The following is a 15483-nucleotide window of genomic DNA, read 5'->3' as shown; positions in this document are numbered from 1 at the left end:
CCGACAACCGAGCAAGCGCGGGGACCGAGCGGGATACGCATCGCGACGCCACACCTCGCAATACGGTTGAAACTTGACGGAAAGGTCGTCGTGGACGAGACCACTCTCAAAGCGCTGCTCGAGCGCCTGCCCGTGTACTGGTGGGAGACCGACGGGCAGTTGCGCGTCGTCGACAGCGGCGGCGGCGCCTTCGGCGGCTTAGCGGCGCCACAGCAATTCCTCGAAACCCTGCGACAGGAGTTCGCGGCGTCCTGGCACTCCCCCGAAGTCACCGACTGGCAGGCGCGGTTCGACGGACGGGTCTTCGATGTGAGCTGGCCCCTCGAGCATGTGCCGTACGACGGCCGGGCCCGCGGACTGGCCGTGGAGGCCGGCGCCAGGACCGCCTCGGCGCGCAGGTACGACGCGTTCGCGGACCTCGCCCCCGCCGCGGCCTTCATCCGGGACGAGGACGGGCGCTACCTGTGGACGAACCACGCCTATGCGCACCTCTACGGCACCACGCCGGACAACATCATCGGAAAGCACGTGCAGGACTTCGACTCCCTCGCCGACGCCGCACAGTTCCTCGCGCTCGACCGGGAGATCCTCTCCCACGGCAAGGCGGTGCGGCACACCCTCACCTACCATCGCGCCGACGGCACCACCGCCTACGCGGCGGGCCACCGGTTTCCCGTCCTGGAGGGCTCACAGACCTGTGTGGCGGGGATCTACGTGGACATCACCGACTACACGCGCGAACTGGATCAACGCCGGGAGGCCGAGGAAAGCCTGCACGCGCTCCGCGACCACAGCGGGCTTCCCTGCGCCCTGATCTCGGCGGGCGGACGGATCCGGTATGCGAGCGCCGCGGCCGCCGAACTCCTGCAGACCCGGCCCTTGGATCTCGTCGGCCGCCGCGCCCACACCGTGCTGGCTCCGGCGCCCGGACTCGACCTGCTGCACCGAAGATGGAACGACCTGATTGCCCGCCGCAGCAGGAGAGTCGAGATATCCGCGGTGCTGGTCGACGCCCGCGGCCTTCAACGCCGGGTCCGGCTGCATCTGACGACAGTGGGCCGGACCTCGACCCGCGCGGCGGAGGTCTGGGCGGTCGTCACCCATCAAGGGCTCGCCCACGAGGCACATCCTCCACTCACGGCCAGCCAGATCCGCATCCTGTCCCTGCTGGCCGTGGGCCGCAGCAACGGGGAGATAGCCGCCTCCCTGCACCTGTCCAGGCAGACCGTCGACTACCACCTCAGCCGATTACGCGATCTGCTGGGCGCCGCGACCAGACCCGCACTGGTCGCCCGGGCGTACGTCCTCGGCATCCTCGCTCCCCAGACGTGGCCACCGCGTTCCGCCACGGCCACCCACCCGCTCAGCTCCACCTGACAGGAACGGCCGGGGCTGCGGCGAAGCCGGCACGACTCACCCTGAGAGGCGCCACCGCCGTGCGGTGACACTGCCGGCCTCGGCCGGCGGGAACCGTGTCCGGTCAACGCCCGGCTCGTGCAGGCCGATGAGGACATGGCGCAACGTCATTCACCGCTTCAGCGCTTCAGCGCTTCACCGCTTCACCGAGGCCGAGAGCCCACCGTGACCGCGGCGTTGCCCGCCCACCAGCCTCAGCTCCATCAGCGACCTGACCGGCGGTCGGCGCCCAGGACGGCGTCAGTGAGCTGGACCGGCCGCGTCCCCACGCCGGGTCGGACAGGCAAAGAACTCGCCTCCGAGGTAGGGCAGTTCAGCGAACACATCCCACCCGGCGTATCGATGCAGCAGTCCCCCGGCCTTCGCGCTGATCATGTACTCCTTGGCCGGAGCACATGATCAGGCGAAGGCCCCCCTCATACGCTGGACGCCGGATGATCACGTCCGAGGGATCATCAGAACCCCTGAGGTCAAAGATCAAGCCGATGGTCGCACCCGTCGTCCTCCGGTGCCGGGGCGTCGACATCGGTACTGCACCGGAGGTCGCCGCCCGGGGCACGGCCTCCCCCAACCGCCGCCCGGAGCGCCGCGGCGTACGGCTCCGCCTCGCGCTCAGCGACCGGTCCAGCTCTTGCCCCTCGGAGGGCCGGCGAGGAGGACTCCGGTCGATGGGCCGACGTGCCGTGTTGAGCTGCGTCACCGTGCCAGCGCCGAGCTCCCGGGCAGGACCGGTCATGCCAGGGCCCTCCTCACGGAGCAGCATTGCACAATGCAAAGGGGAGTTCCAGGGTTCGGGTTCGCTCGGCGCATGCGTCGCCGCATCGTCCCGGAATGTCCTACTTGGGGGTCACCGCGGCTTCGACTTCCTGGAACGTCGCGCTGTCGACGAGTCCCGTGTCCTCCAGGACCTCGAGGTGGTCCAGGACGGTCTGATTGGCCTGGCGGGCGTGGCGGCGGATGAGGTCGTTCTGGGTGGCCGCCCTGACTTCGGCGATCGTGGCGAAGATCTTCCCGTGCGATGCGCGCAGCAGGTTGGCGAAGAGTCGGTCGAATTCAGCTCCCTGGGCGTTTTCCAACTGCCTGACGAAGCCTTGCTGTTCGTCGGTGGCCTCGTCCGGAAGGGTGACGCCGAGAATCTCGGCGTCCTCGCGGACCAGCTGGTCGAGCTTGCTGTGCCCGTCGAGCAGGTGCAGTCCCGCGCGCTTGACGGCCTCGCTGGAGGCGTGGGTCTGCGCCAGTCGTCCAGCCGGGATCTCCCACAGGCCGGCCTGCCGCACCTTCACAAGGAATGTCTTGTCCACTTCCGTTGTGGGCTGCGGACCCGAGGGCGCCGTCTGCGTCCCGGTGTCGGCGTACGCACCGCCGTCCGCGGAATGGCCGCTGCCGTGCTGGGGAATTCCCGCGGCGGCCGGACTGGCCGATGCTTCCTCGTCACCACCCCGTACCACTATCAGCGAGGTGATGACAGCGGCGCAGACCGCGACGATGATCGCGATCATCCGCATCGAGGACGTGGATCGTGCCGCGCGTCGGTTCGGACGCATGATGCCTCCCGGTTGGGCATGGAGAACTGCTCGTTCATGTCGTCGGGAGCTGATGAATGGCGGCTGGCACGGCGCGCAGCAAGGAGTACGGATGTGAACGCCGAGATGTTCAACGACTTCTGTTACGCCTGATGCGTCCGAGGGTGGGCCTCAGGGTCATGTTTCGACTCTGCCGTGCGTCCTTCCAACGCCGGGATGGCGGTCGTCGCCGGGGTCGACGTCGTAGCGGGCTCGTCGGTCGCTGCTGCTGCGGTATCCCCGAGCGGTCACGCGGGCCCGTGTCGGCGGACGACGGGGGCGGAGGTCGAGTAACGGTCAGGGCACGGTAGAAAAGAGGTATGAATGAGAGAGCGCAGCACCGGGGTGTCGACGACGTCGAGGCGGTGACCCGCGCCGTGCTGACCGCGTCACGTTTGCTCGTCGCTGTCTCCGCGCGCTCTCTGACTGCTGTCGAGGACCGAGTGACGCTGCCCCAGTTCCGGCTGTTGGTGGTGCTGTCCACGCATGGCCCGGCCAAGCTGGTGGTGCTCGCCGACCGGCTCGGTGTCAATCCTTCGACGGCGACGCGGATGATCGACCGGCTGATCGCGGCCGGCCTCACCGACCGGCAGATCAATCCGGACAACCGCAGCGAGACCATTTTGCGGTTGACCAGGGAGGGCCGCAGTCTCGTCGACGACGTCACTGCCAGGCGCCGCCAGGAGATCGCATCGATTGTGGAGCGCATCGCCCCCGAACAGCGGTCCGCCCTGATCGGCGCTCTGACCGCGTTCACGGAGGCAGGCGGAGAACCGGATGCGACCACGGGAGACGGCGGCCTCCACCCCCTGGGCTGGCCCGATGCGCCCCTGAATCAGGGCAGTTGAACGACTGCGATCGCCTCGATCGCCGGCATCAACCCCGCGTCACCGAGCGCGCCCGCCATACCGTGAATCTTCTCGCTGATGAAGCAGGGCATGCACCGCCGACGAAGACGACGATCCCTGCCCAGTTCCGGCAGTCGTTCACGATCCTCCGATCAGTCACTCCATGAGGCGGGCGGCGGTCATGGCACCTACCACCTGATCCCCCTCGCGGTCGATGACCGGTAACCAGCGGACTGGGCGTCCGGTCCACCTTCACCTCGTTCATGCTGCCGGTGGCCGTAGCCCTGAGCGCCGACTGGACTCCGCCTTGGATGCCCAGTCCCCACGGGCCGGTCCGGCTGTTCGGAGCGGCAGGCTGAGTGCCGTAGGGCGATTGTCCTGGTCAACAGCGTTCCACGCCTGGCGCGGGGGCCTGCGGAGATCCTCGGCTGCGCCGGGACGGCAGTCATCTGAATGTCTCCCTCGACCGGGAGATCACGCACAAGTGACACAGGGAAGGGCTGGAACATGGATAGGGGGCAGGCGGCCGAGGACGCGTTCCACTTCTACGCGGAAGTCCGGGTGGTCAGTTCACCCAGGCGTCCGGCACTGAAGGGCCGGCTGGGGGCCATCCTCGGAATCACCGAGCCCACCAAACCGGACATTCCGCCGGCCTACGCGGTGATGCTGGACGACCACGACTTCTTGGTGCAGTTCGAGCGGGAGGAACTGCAACCGACGGGACGGGACCGCAAGCAGGACGACTACTAGTAGTACTTCGTTAGGTCGATTTGGGGGTGTGGTGTTGGTTCGGGCATGGTGGTGCGGTGGACTTGGGGGAAGTTGAGGGACTGCGGGGCGAGTTGGCTGCGTTCGTGGCTGAGGTGTTCGCTTCGGTGCCGCGCCGGGATCAGCGGGCGAAGGGCGACTGCTATCTGCGTGGGTTGATGCTGGACGGGCGGAGGAAGTCGATCCAGCCGATGGCTGAGCGGCTGCCGGATGGTGATATGCAAGCCTTGCAGCAGTTCGTGAACCAGTCGCCGTGGGACCACGCAGCGGTGCTGCGGGCGGTTGCCGTCAAGACGGTGCCGGTCGTCGATCCCATGGTGTGGGTGATCGATGACGTGTCGTTCCCGAAGGACGGGAAGATGTCGGTGGCAGTGGCCCGGCAGTGGTGCGGGGCCCTGGGGAAGCAGTCGAACTGCCAGGTCGCGGTCAGCTTGCATGCCGCGTCGGACACTGCCTCCGTGCCGGTCTCGTGGCGGCTGTTCGTCCCGGCCGAGTGGGATCAGGATGCTGAGCGCCGGGCCAGGGCAGGGGTGCCCGAGGAGGTGGGGCACCGGGAGAAGTGGCGCCTGGCTCTGGATCTGATCGACGAGGCGATCGCCTGGGGCCTGGCGCCCAGGGTGATCGTTGCGGATGCCGGATACGGCCAGAACACCGCGTTCCGTCAGGCACTGTGCGACCGCGGTCTGGACTTCATCGTCGCCGTGCGGGCCGACGAATCCGCCCACCGTCACGATGCAGTGCCCACGGCGCCGGTCTGGAGCGGAAGGGGACGCAAACCGGCTGCCCGCTACCGCACCCCGGCGCTGCCGCTGAAGGCCCTGGCCCCTGCAGAGGGACGCAGGAGCTACCGCCAGGCGACCTGGCGCAAGGGCTCCAAAGGCCCGATGCGCTCGCGGTTCAAGGTCCACACGGTGCGTCCGGCCGGCGTCGCGACCCGCAGAGTTGCGATTGCCCAGGCGGGCGGCTCCACCGCCTGGGACGGCGTTCTGCCTACGACCACCCTGCTGAGCGAGTGGCCCACCGGAGAGAAGGTGCCGACCGAGTACTGGCTGACCAGCCTGCCCGCCGACACCCCGTTGCGAGACTTGGCCCGTCTGGCGAAGATGCGCTGGCGTATCGAGCACGACTACCGAGAGATGAAACACGGCCTGGGCCTGGACCACTTCGAAGGCCGCACCTGGCGCGGCTGGCACCACCACGCCACCCTCGTCACCGCCGCCCACGCCTTCCTCACCCTCCGCCGCCTCGACCCAAAAGCAACAGCGCCGGCCTGACCTTCTACCAAGTCCTCCACACCTTGCAGGACCTGCTGTTGTGCTGGACCGGCGCGTGCCCCACCTGCCACCGCCAGTTACCAACACCCACGAGGAAACAACACCCCCCACCCGACTCAACCTAACGAAGTACTACTAGCTGATCATTTCAGAATTGAGATCGGTGTGTCGGCTGGCAGTTGACGATGCATCTGGGCAAGGTCTGCGGGGTGTCTGCGGGTCTTGTTCCTGATGCCCCTCTGGGAGCGCATAGCCCCGCTGTTGCCCGAGCGGCCGCCCCGACGCCACCGCCGTCCCGGACGGCTGCGAGTGCCGGACCGGGACGCGTTGACCGGCGTCGTCTACGTGCTGCGCAAGGGCGTGACCTGGCGCGACATGCCGACCCGGGTCGTGGGCTGCTTGGCGGAGGCTGCGGGACTGGACCGAGGCCGGCGTCTGGCGGGGGCGGCGCGGGCGCCCCCGCAACCGGCCCAAGCGGCTCTTCGCCGACCGGGGCTACGACTACGACGAGTACCGCCGCCTGCTGTGGAAGCGCGGCATCAAGCAGGTGAGGGGCAGCCTGCTGACCGGCCTTGCCGAGTCCGGCGACGTTGTTGCTGGCGCCGGTTTCCAGCCGTGGCGGGTGAGAGAGCGCGGCGGACTTCGTCGGTCCCTCGGCGGCCGCACCCCCGGCTTGCCGACCCGGCCAACCGAGCGGGATTTCCGAGCAGGTCCGGCATGGTGCCGGGCCGACGGCACGAGGTGACCGGATGCTGGCGGCCTCCGAGCCATGCGGGAGAGACCGTGGACGACCCCAGCCTTCAACGAGCCGGGAACCAGGCAACCACCGGCGCAGGCCATGACACTCCCAGTCAGCCGGGGGTCATCGGCATTGCGCTCGCCGCCGTGCTCACAGCCGCGCTCGCACAGGGTTCCTGGCAATGGTTCGCCACATACGTCGGGGTGACGCTTCTTACGCTGATCTTCACCTTCTACCGGCTGCCGACATGGATGCCTGGCGTCGCTCTATCTGCGTACATGCGGAATCTCACTGCGTACTCGCTGATCGTCGGCCTGTGCGTAGCGATCACATTGGCCCCGGCGCTGCAGCGCTGGGCGTGGCTGTTCCCGATGCAAGGCACCCGCGCCGCATGTCCTGAGCTGGGCAAGTACGAGGGCATCCACGCGGAGGCCGCACTGGCCAACCTCGCCGGTCGCGACCGTGCCGCCATGATTCACGCGCAGGAAATCCAGAGCCATACCGCCGTTTCCGACTGCCCGTCAGCCACTACGACCCAGTGGCTGCCGGTCTACGCAGCCGGGGCGGCCGTACTGGTGGGCCTGAGCGCGTGGTCCCTTGACCGAGCTCGGGTCAGGAAAGAGGCGGCCGCGGCCGGCCGACCACGCCAGGACTGAACGCGAGTGCGAACATCACAGGGCAGCGAGGAGCAACTGCCGGTCCGCTGCCGACCTGTGAGCGACCGCGACGATCGGCGCCCCCTGTCCACCTGGTCGGGTCGGGGAGAGCTCTGTCGAACGACGTGTCGGCCGAACACGTCAGATGCGTGCCGCTGTCGAACACTATCCAGTGCTCATCACCGCACGGTGGTTCACCCCTCGCGAGCGGCAACGGATTTTCGCGGGGTGGCCACGCTGAGCGGCGAGTTGGGGCGGTTCTTCGTCCTGGACGACGCCGCCCGGGAATTGATCGAGACCAAGCGTCGGTCCCACAACCGGCTCGGCTTCGCGGCGCGGCTCACGAGCGTGCGCTATGCCCTGGCCCGCACCAACGGACAGGGCTCGGCTGCCTGCCGATCGGACGATGCCGCGAAGGCGGCGGTCGCCCGTGTTCTGGCAGACCGAAGCTGCTCAGCGCAGTACGGCCGCCAGCAGGTCGGCGCCCAGCGCCGTCAGAGCGGGCAGATTGAGGGTGTGCCGGACGTAACGACCGTCCCGCCGGGCCGTGAGCAGGCCCGCGCGGCGCAGGACGGCGAGGTGGCGGGAGACCTCCGGGGGTGAGAGTTCCCAGGCGTGGGCCAGCTCGCTGGTGGTGTGCGGGCCGCGGGCCAGGGTGCGCAGCAGCCGCAGCCGTACCGGATGTGCGAGTGCCTCCAGCCGTAGTGTGACCGTTTCCAGCGATACCGGCTCTGAGGGACTCGGCTCGGCCACGGGGTATTGCACCACCGGCTGCCACCCGGGCGCGTGGACCGCCACCAGGTGCGGGCGGCCGAAGACACTGGGGATGAAGGTGACCCCGGTGCCGTGGGCGGCGGTCGCCTTGTCCTGCACCTTGTCCACGATGATGCAGTCTCCGTCCGGTGCCAGGGTGACTGCGGCGGAGACCGATGCGAGTGCCGACCCGATGCCCTGGCGCTTCAACAGGTCGTTCTTCAGGCGCAGGTCGGTGGCGAGCTGCACGGCGACGCCCGTCCAGGCGGCGTCGAAGAAGGCCTCGGCGCACTGTTCGAGGGTGTGGCGCACCCGCGCCCGCACAGCGGCCGGGTCCGCGAGCAGCCGTTCCGCGAAGGCCTCTTGCAGCGCGCCGCGGGCCTGGGCCAGGTCCAGGGCCCGCTCGCGCGCAGTCGCGTCGGTGAGCGGCGACGGCGCAGCGAAGTGGACCCGGCTGCTGCCGCACGTGGTGACGAGCGCAGCGGTCACATACGTTTCGTCGTCGATCCGGTCCACGTCGTCCAACTCCTCGGCGAGGGTCGGCCGAGGTCGGGCGGGGAGCAGGAAGTCGGCTTGTGAGGAACGCCAGAGGAACTCGGCCTCCCGCAACCGCTCGGCCAGCTCCGGCCGCAGCCCGGCCCAGACATCGCCGGCCCAGCCGGCGAGCTGCGGATGATGCCCGGGTTCGGCCAGCACGTGCAGCATCGCGGTCAGCTCGGCCAGCGGGGAGGCGGCGAACCGCAGTCGCTCGGACGGCAGGCCGCTGATGTCGATCCTCAACGTCATCCCCCCAGCATCCCTGACCGGATGGCCGGCGACGGCGTCGGTTGACGGTGTCCGTCAACCGACGTAGCAAGCCAAGCGGCCGTACGCACCGTTGACGCCATGGCAACCACCACCAAGATCCAGCCCCGCGCCCTCGTCCGTGCCTCCGGAGGCCCCCGCTATGCCGTCGCCCTGGCCGTGGACGCGCTCGGCACCGGCCTGCTGCGGCCCTTTCTGCTGCTCTACGGGGTGACTGTGCTGAGGCTGTCCGCGCCGGCCACCGGCATCGCCATGACGGTCGGCATCGTCGTGGGTCTGGTGTGCATGCCCGCGGTGGGCCGATGGCTGGACCGGGGCGCACGCAGCACGGTCGTGGCAGCGTCGATGCTGGTGCGGGTGCTGGGCGTGGCGCTGCTGCTGGCCACCCCGGCGGGGCACGCCTGGCTGTTCGCGACGGCGGCGCTCTTCCTCGGCATCGGCAACCAGGCATGGCCGGCCGCCCACGCAGCTCTCGTGGCCACGGTCGCGCACGGCCGGGAACGCGACGTCGCTCTCGCGGGAGGCCGCGCCCTGCGCAACGCCGGCCTGGGCGCGGGTGCGCTCCTCGCCACCGCATGCCTGGCGGGCGGCACCACCGCATTGCAGGCGCTGGCAGCCGTCACCGGGCTCGCCTATCTCACTGCGGCGGCCTTGGCGTGGTCGGTCCACCTACGCGCGCATCCGGCCGCTAGCCCGGCCAAGGACAGGGACGACGGGCCAGCACCCCGGATGCGCGCGCTGCTGGCCGCCAACGTGGTCTACGTCTTCTGCCTCAACATCCCCGAAATCGCGCTCCCTCTGGTCCTGGTGACACAGTTGCACGCATCCCCGGTGTGGTCGGCAGCCATCTTCGTGGCCAACACGGTGCTGGTGGTCACCCTGCAGGTTCCGGTCACCGTCCTGATGTCCCGCTTTTCCCGGCGGACCGTGCTGGCTCTCGCCGGCGTGGTACTCACCGCGTCCTATCTCGGCTTCCTCGCGGCCACCTCGCTGGGACACGGCTGGGGTGCCCCGGCCGTCGCCGCGGTGTCCGTGCTCTGCACTGTCGGCGAGATCATCTATGCCGGCAGCGCCACCGCGCTCGTCACCGACCTCGCCCCGGCCCAGGTCCTGGGACGCACCCTCGCCCGCTTCGAGCTCTCCACGGGCTTCGGCCTCGCCGTCTCCCCGGCGGTCATCACCACTCTCGCACCCCACGGCTCGGCCGCCCTCTGGGGCAGCCTCGCCGCTGCGACGCTCCTGTCCGCCTCCGCCGTTGCCACCGAGAAGGATCAGGGAACGCGGCTCAGCGGTTGCTGCCGCCGGGCGCGAGCAGGCTCGTGAGCCCGGCAATCGCCTCTGGCGACGGTTTGACGTATCTGAAGTACCGGCGGACGCTCTCCGGCTTCTTGTGCCGGGACTTCGCCATCAGTATCAACAGGGACGCGCCCTGCTCGCCGCGGTGGGTCAGCGAGGAGTCGCGGTACTCGTGCAGATCCCAGCCTGTGCCCGGCCCCGAAGGGCGGTGTACTCGTCCAGCAGGGCGCGCGCCTGGCCGTAGGAGAGCCGGGCCGGCCCGGTGTCCGGGCATACGTCGCGCGGGCTGACGACCTTGCCGGGGCCGGGGCGGCGGCCATGGCCACGCCCCGGAGAGGGGGATCGGCGGGAGCGGCGTTCACCGCACTGGCGACGGCGCTGATCCTCGCCCTGTCCGGATGCCGGGGCGGCTCAGCGGCATCACCCCGCTCCTCCGTGGCGGAAATGCAGATGCGCGGCCCGTACGGCCCTGGCAGGCTGCGCCGGTGAACCGTGATGAGATCTCTCTGCTCGCCCATGCCGACCACCCCATAGCCGCCCCGCTCGACGACGACTCGGTGCGCCGACTGCTGGAGCGCGCCGTTCCGCGAGGCGACGAGCGCGTACTCGACCTCGGCTGCGGCAGCGGCCAGTGGCTCCTGCACGCACTGGCCGCGCATCCTCGCCTACGGGCCGAAGGCGTCGACCTCTCCGAGGCCGCCCTCGCTCGTGCGCGCGAGCATGTGAAGGACCTCGGCGTCGAGGACCGTGTCGTCCTCCACCGGGGCGACGCTGCGGAGTTCGCCTCCCCGCACCCGTTCGACGTGGTCCTCAGCGTCGGGGCTGCGCACGCCTTCGGCGGACTGCTGCCCACGCTGGCAGCGGCCCGCAAGCACCTGGCGCCGGGCGGGTGCGTCCTGATCGGCGACGGGTTCTGGCACCGCGAACCCACCCCGGAGGCCGTCGAGATGCTCGGCGACTTCGGTGATCTGCCGACCACCGTGGACCGCGTCGTCGCCGACGGATGGACGCCGGTGTACGGCCACGTCAGCACCCGCGCGGAGCTGGACGAGTACGAGTGGAACTGGACGGGGACGCTGGCCGCCTGGGCGCTCGGCCACCCGGAGGATCCCGACGCCGCCCAGGCGCTCGCCGCGGCTGCCGCCCACCGCTCCGAGTGGCTGCGGGACTACCGGGAGAGCTGGGGCTTCGTCAGCCTCGTCCTGCGGCGGACCGCCGACTGACCTCCGGCGGCCGGCCGCCGACCGACCTGAGACCGCCCCCCGGCGGAATTCGCCGCCCCGCTCCGGGTCAGAGCACGCGCCCTGCGCTGCGCTCCGCGTCGGCCATCTCCGCGGCGGCCATCTCCGCGGCGGTCGGCGGCCTCGCCCCCGGGCGGGTGCAGGTCACGGCGGCTGCCAGGACCGCGGTGCGCAGGATGCCGTCGAGGTCGCTCCGGTCGAGGGACGCGAGAAGAGCGCGGCGGGAGGCCCCGAGGCAGCCCGCGGTGCCGAGGCCGTGCAGGAGCGCGGACATGAAGGCGTCTCCCGCGCCGACGGTGTCGGCGACGGCGACCGGGACCGCGGGGCATTGGGCCTCGGCGGCTCTGCCGAAGGCCAGTGCGCCCCGGCCCCCGCAGGTGATCACCACCAGGCCGGGTCCCCGGTCGAGCCAGTCCGCGACGACCGCCTCGGGCGGGGAGTCGCCGTACAGCCAGCGCAGGTCCTCGTCACTGGCCTTGACGACGTCGGTGAGCGCCAGCAGGCGTTCGAGCCGTCGGCGCGCCGTGTCCCGGTCGCCCATCAGGGCCGGGCGGCAGTTGGGGTCGAACGTCACCGTGGCTCGTCCCCGGGCCACGGTGAGCATGTCCTCCACCGCGGTCGCGCCCGGCTCCATGAAGGCCGCGATCGACCCGGTGTGCAGGGCGACGGCGTCCGACGGGGCGAGGGGGACGGGCGGGTTCCACCTGACGCGGAAGTCGTACGAGGCGGAGCCGTCGGGGCCGACCGCGACGAGGGCCATCCCGGTGGCGACGGCGGGGTCGGGCGGCACGGCGAGTTCGACCCCCGCTTCGGTCAGATGCTGGTGCAGCAGCCTGCCGAAGGGGTCGTCCCCCATCTCGGTCACCAGGGTCACCGGTCGGCCCAGCCGGGCCAGGCCGTAGGCGACGTTGGCGGGGCTGCCGCCGGGGTGGGCGATGAAGGTCCGCCCGTCGGGAGCGCCCTTCAGATCGATGAGGGCCTCTCCGACGACGACGATCCTGGATGTCTGCTGCGACTGCGTCATCCTTCAGCCCTTCACTGCCGAGCCGGCGACACCCTGGACGAACCAGCGCTGGAAGAACGCGAAGACGATGAGCACCGGGGTGACCAGCAGCACGCCGAAGGCCAGGATCTGTCCCCAGTCGGGAGGCTGCTGGCCCTGGAAGACGCTCATCTCCAGTGGCAGCGGACGCAGGGCGGGCTCGGAGATCATCAGCACCGGCCAGAGGAACGAGCCCCACGACATGAGGAAAGTCAGGATCGCCACCGAGGCGAAGACCGGTTTGCTCATGGGCCAGATGACCGAGAACAGAATCCGCCAGGGGCCCGCTCCGTCGAGCCGTGCGGCCTCGTCGATGCTGCGCGGGATGCTGCTGAACGCGGTGTGGAACTGGTAGATCGAGAAGGCGTTGGCGATGAACGGCAGGGCGAGTACGTACAGCGTGTTCCGGTGGTCGCCGAGCAGATGGAACAGCGGTACGGCCACCGACTCGAACGGCACCAGCATGAGCAGCAGGACGACTGTCAGAACCGGTTGCCGGCCATGCCATCGCAGCCGTGACAGCGCGTAGGCGGCCATGGAGTTGATGACCAGTCCGCCGACGACGACGATCACCGACACGGAGACCGACACGGCCATGAACTGCCAGAAGTGGCCGGTGCTGTCGGAGGAGAGTCCGTCGAAGACCGCGCGGTAGTTGCGCAGGGTCAGATCGGTCGGCAGGAAGCCGGTGAGTCCGTCGAGCACCTGGTTCGACGGCTTGAAGCTGCCGAGGACCAGATAGAGCGCGGGCAGCGCGAAGACGAAGGCGAGAGAGCCGAGTACGAGATAGTCGGCCGCGCGACGCAGCTTGGTCATGATTCCTCGCTCTCGGGCCGGACGAGGCGGCGCTGGAGCATGGTCAGGGCGATCACGATCACGAAGAAGACCACGGTGATCGCGGACGCCATACCGATGTTGTTCTGGTCGAATGCGGTGGTCACCGCTTGGTACATGACCGTCCTGGCGGAGTCCTCGTCGAGCCCGCCGCCTCGGATGAGGACGTAGACCTGGTCGAACACGCGGAAGGCGAGCACCAGGGTGAGCATGGCGACGAAGACCAGCGTGTTGCGGATGCCCGGCAGGGTGACATGGCGGAACTGCTGCCACCGCCCGGCCCGGTCCAGCCTCGCGGCTTCGTAGAGTTCGCCGGGGATGCCCTGCAGACCGGCGAGGATGATCACCATCTGGAAGCCGACGCCCTGCCAGACGGACAGCACGATCACCGATCCCATGCCGGTGGCGGTCGATCCCAGCCAGTCGAACGCGCCCCAGTCGCCGAACGTGAGGGCGGACAGCGCCGCGTTGAGCATTCCTTCGTCGCTGCGGGACAGGATCAGGCGCCAGATCACGGCGACCAGCGCCATCGGGAAGACGACCGGCATGAAGAAGACCGAGCGGAAGAATCCGATGCCCTTCAGCTTGCGGTTGAGCAGCAGGGCCAGTGCGAGGGCGAGGCCGGTCTGCAGCGGGACGACCACCGCCGCGAAGGTCAGGTTGTTGAACAGCGCGCGCAGGAACGGGCCCGACAGATCGGGGTCGGTGAAGAGCCGGCGGTACTGCTCCAGTCCGACGAAGGACGGGGGCCTGGGCGAGCCGAGGCGTACGTGGTGGAAGGAGAGGAAGACGGCGTAGAGGAACGGTACGCCGACGAGGGCGACCAGCCCGGCCAGGGCGGGCGCGGACATGAGCAGTCCGTGCCACCCGTCCCGGCCGTGCCGTCGGCGCCCGGCCTTCGAGGAGCCGAGCATCAGTACGCGTACCCGTCGTTGTCGGCGAAGTCGCGGTCGATCGCGCGTGCGGCCTTGGAGAGTTCGGCCTTCGGGTCGGCCCCGCCGTAGATGGCGTTGAGGGCCTTGCTGAACTCGCCGGTGACGACGGGGTATCCGGCGGTCACGGGCCGGGTGGTCGCCACGCACGTGGGGGTGATCCGGTTGACGCCGCAGGGGACCGAGAGCTGCTCGGCGAAGAGCTGAAGCGGGCCGTTCTCGCCGTACAGCCGGCTCTTGGCGAGCGCCGACTCCGTGGCGGGCGGTGCGCCGTTGGCCTCGGTCATGGCGGTGACGTTGTCGTCGTTCAGCAGGAACTCGAGGAACTTCCCCGCCGCCTTGCCGTTCTTGGTGTCCGAGCCGATGCCCCAGGCCCAGGACCCCTGCCCGGTCTTGGGACCCTTGCCGAAGTCGGGCAGTGGCATGACGACGAGGTCCTTGCCGAGCGCCTTGTCGTACGCGGGGTACATCCAGTGCCCCACCCAGCTGAGCGCCACCTTCCGCTCGGCCATCGCGTTGCCGTCGGTGTTGGGGTCCACGAGCGGCTTCCAGGACTGGAACGTCTTCAGTCCCGCCACTGCGGCGTCGCTGTCGAGCGAGCCGGACGCCTTGCCGTCGTCGCCGACGAGACGGCCGCCCGCGGACCAGAGAACCGGAGAGAAGCCGTACGTACCCCACTCGGTGGCCATGCCGTTGGCCTCCTGGAGGTCGAGGACCTTGCGGTCGGGGTCCTTCGCCGCCAGCTTGGTCAGCGCGGCGCTGAACTCGTCCGCGGTCCAGGCCTCCCCGGCGCTCTTGGGATAGTCGACGCCGGCCGCGTCCAGGAGCTTCTTGTTGCCGTACAGACCGAGCCCGGAGTCGTACATCGCCAGCCCGTACAGGTCGTCGCCCACCGTGCCCTGCTGGGCGATGGCCTTCGTGGCGTTGGCGACTGTGCCCTTCGGCACGAAGTCGTTCAGGGGCGCGAGCTTCTCGTTGTAGACGAAGTTCGCCATATTCGGTCCGTCGAACTCCATGACGTCGGGGAGTTCGGAGGGGGCCGCCGCGGTGATCGTCTTGGTGTAGTCGTTGCCGGGGATGAGCTTGAGGCCGGCCTTCACCTCGCTCTGTGTGCGGTTGAAGGCGGCGACCGCGTTCTGCAGGGCCTTGTTCTCGCTGTCCTGGCCCTGGTGGGCCCAGACGCTGATGCTGCCCCTGCCGTCCCCGGCTTCGACTCCGGAGGTCGAACCGCCGCCGCAGGCAGCCAGCGCCCCGACCGGGAGTGCGAGTGTCACGCTCAGGCATATCGCCCGTCGCCTACGTCCTGTGGGCATGGTGA

13 protein-coding genes and 3 pseudogenes are annotated in these 15483 nt (G+C 69.7%); 9 read left to right on the top strand and 7 right to left on the bottom strand.

Annotated features, from left to right (window positions below):
* The first annotated feature begins 90 nt into the window (after positions 1 to 90).
* Positions 91 to 1377 carry a PAS domain-containing protein gene (locus OG883_RS39260; protein WP_266551756.1) on the top strand — a complete coding sequence of 429 codons (1287 nt, stop codon included), beginning with the start codon at positions 91 to 93 and terminating at the stop codon, positions 1375 to 1377.
* An 875-nt stretch (positions 1378 to 2252) separates the two neighbouring features.
* Here OG883_RS39260 and OG883_RS39255 read toward each other — a convergent pair.
* Positions 2253 to 2960: a DUF4142 domain-containing protein gene (locus OG883_RS39255; protein WP_266551754.1), complete on the bottom strand. Its 708-nt coding sequence runs from the start codon at positions 2958 to 2960 to the stop codon at positions 2253 to 2255.
* A gap of 338 nt (positions 2961 to 3298) precedes the next feature.
* On the opposite strand from OG883_RS39255, the gene OG883_RS39250 reads away from it, so the two are divergent.
* The 6 genes and pseudogenes from OG883_RS39250 to OG883_RS46910 form a co-directional block, all read left to right on the top strand.
* Positions 3299 to 3826, top strand: a complete 528-nt coding sequence (locus OG883_RS39250; RefSeq protein ID WP_266551752.1) for a MarR family winged helix-turn-helix transcriptional regulator — start codon at positions 3299 to 3301, stop codon at positions 3824 to 3826.
* A gap of 507 nt (positions 3827 to 4333) precedes the next feature.
* Positions 4334 to 4576 (top strand): hypothetical protein, encoded by a 243-nt coding sequence (locus OG883_RS39245; protein ID WP_266551750.1) that lies wholly within the window; start codon positions 4334 to 4336, stop codon positions 4574 to 4576.
* A gap of 56 nt (positions 4577 to 4632) precedes the next feature.
* Positions 4633 to 5868 carry an IS701 family transposase gene (locus OG883_RS39240; RefSeq protein WP_266548504.1) on the top strand — a complete coding sequence of 412 codons (1236 nt, stop codon included), beginning with the start codon at positions 4633 to 4635 and terminating at the stop codon, positions 5866 to 5868.
* Positions 5869 to 6099: 231 nt separating this feature from the next.
* A pseudogene (locus tag OG883_RS39235) lies at positions 6100 to 6409 on the top strand (transposase); the annotation flags it as partial.
* 242 nt (positions 6410 to 6651) lie between these two features.
* Positions 6652 to 7263: a hypothetical protein gene (locus OG883_RS39230; RefSeq protein WP_266551748.1), complete on the top strand. Its 612-nt coding sequence runs from the start codon at positions 6652 to 6654 to the stop codon at positions 7261 to 7263.
* Between the two features lie 6 nt (positions 7264 to 7269).
* A pseudogene (locus OG883_RS46910) lies at positions 7270 to 7608 on the top strand (DUF4158 domain-containing protein); the annotation flags it as partial.
* A 108-nt stretch (positions 7609 to 7716) separates the two neighbouring features.
* On the opposite strand, the gene OG883_RS39220 reads toward OG883_RS46910, so the two are convergent.
* Positions 7717 to 8802 carry a helix-turn-helix domain-containing protein gene (locus tag OG883_RS39220; RefSeq protein WP_266551746.1) on the bottom strand — a complete coding sequence of 362 codons (1086 nt, stop codon included), beginning with the start codon at positions 8800 to 8802 and terminating at the stop codon, positions 7717 to 7719.
* Between the two features lie 99 nt (positions 8803 to 8901).
* On the opposite strand from OG883_RS39220, the gene OG883_RS39215 reads away from it, so the two are divergent.
* Positions 8902 to 10143 carry an MFS transporter gene (locus OG883_RS39215; protein WP_266551744.1) on the top strand — a complete coding sequence of 414 codons (1242 nt, stop codon included), beginning with the start codon at positions 8902 to 8904 and terminating at the stop codon, positions 10141 to 10143.
* Here the strand turns inward: OG883_RS39215 and OG883_RS39210 are convergent.
* Positions 10106 to 10431, bottom strand: a pseudogene (locus OG883_RS39210) (site-specific integrase); the annotation flags it as partial. The gene OG883_RS39215 and the pseudogene OG883_RS39210 sit on opposite strands and share 38 nt — an antisense overlap.
* Positions 10432 to 10601: 170 nt before the next feature.
* On the opposite strand from OG883_RS39210, the gene OG883_RS39205 reads away from it, so the two are divergent.
* Entirely contained in the window at positions 10602 to 11339 is a 738-nt protein-coding gene (locus OG883_RS39205) for a cyclopropane-fatty-acyl-phospholipid synthase family protein (RefSeq protein WP_266551742.1), read from the top strand.
* A 67-nt stretch (positions 11340 to 11406) separates the two neighbouring features.
* On the opposite strand, the gene OG883_RS39200 is transcribed toward OG883_RS39205, so the two are convergent.
* The 4 genes from OG883_RS39200 to OG883_RS39185 form a co-directional block, all read right to left on the bottom strand.
* Positions 11407 to 12381, bottom strand: coding sequence for a carbohydrate kinase (locus tag OG883_RS39200; protein ID WP_266551740.1), 975 nt, complete (start codon positions 12379 to 12381; stop codon positions 11407 to 11409).
* Positions 12382 to 12384: 3 nt separating this feature from the next.
* Positions 12385 to 13215: a carbohydrate ABC transporter permease gene (locus tag OG883_RS39195; RefSeq protein ID WP_266551738.1), complete on the bottom strand. Its 831-nt coding sequence runs from the start codon at positions 13213 to 13215 to the stop codon at positions 12385 to 12387.
* Complete coding sequence (locus tag OG883_RS39190; protein WP_266551736.1) at positions 13212 to 14084, bottom strand: carbohydrate ABC transporter permease; 873 nt, start codon at positions 14082 to 14084, stop codon at positions 13212 to 13214. The genes OG883_RS39195 and OG883_RS39190 overlap by 4 nt, the downstream gene beginning before the upstream one ends.
* A gap of 62 nt (positions 14085 to 14146) precedes the next feature.
* Positions 14147 to 15478 carry a sugar ABC transporter substrate-binding protein gene (locus OG883_RS39185; RefSeq protein WP_266551734.1) on the bottom strand — a complete coding sequence of 444 codons (1332 nt, stop codon included), beginning with the start codon at positions 15476 to 15478 and terminating at the stop codon, positions 14147 to 14149.
* Positions 15479 to 15483: the final 5 nt, after the last annotated feature.

Source organism: Streptomyces sp. NBC_01142 (assembly GCF_026341125.1).
GTDB lineage: Bacteria > Actinomycetota > Actinomycetes > Streptomycetales > Streptomycetaceae > Streptomyces.
This window is presented reverse-complemented; position numbering and strand designations above follow the sequence as displayed.

Coding starts and splice junctions, on each gene's coding strand:
- OG883_RS39195 (WP_266551738.1), bottom strand. CDS start 13,215: ATGACCAAGCTGCGTCGCGCGGCCGACTATCTCGTACTCGGCTCTCTC.
- OG883_RS39190 (WP_266551736.1), bottom strand. CDS start 14,084: ATGTCCGCGCCCGCCCTGGCCGGGCTGGTCGCCCTCGTCGGCGTACCG.
- OG883_RS39250 (WP_266551752.1), top strand. CDS start 3,299: ATGAATGAGAGAGCGCAGCACCGGGGTGTCGACGACGTCGAGGCGGTG.
- OG883_RS39255 (WP_266551754.1), bottom strand. CDS start 2,960: ATGCGTCCGAACCGACGCGCGGCACGATCCACGTCCTCGATGCGGATG.
- OG883_RS39215 (WP_266551744.1), top strand. CDS start 8,902: ATGGCAACCACCACCAAGATCCAGCCCCGCGCCCTCGTCCGTGCCTCC.
- OG883_RS39245 (WP_266551750.1), top strand. CDS start 4,334: ATGGATAGGGGGCAGGCGGCCGAGGACGCGTTCCACTTCTACGCGGAA.
- OG883_RS39220 (WP_266551746.1), bottom strand. CDS start 8,802: ATGACGTTGAGGATCGACATCAGCGGCCTGCCGTCCGAGCGACTGCGG.
- OG883_RS39185 (WP_266551734.1), bottom strand. CDS start 15,478: ATGCCCACAGGACGTAGGCGACGGGCGATATGCCTGAGCGTGACACTC.
- OG883_RS39200 (WP_266551740.1), bottom strand. CDS start 12,381: ATGACGCAGTCGCAGCAGACATCCAGGATCGTCGTCGTCGGAGAGGCC.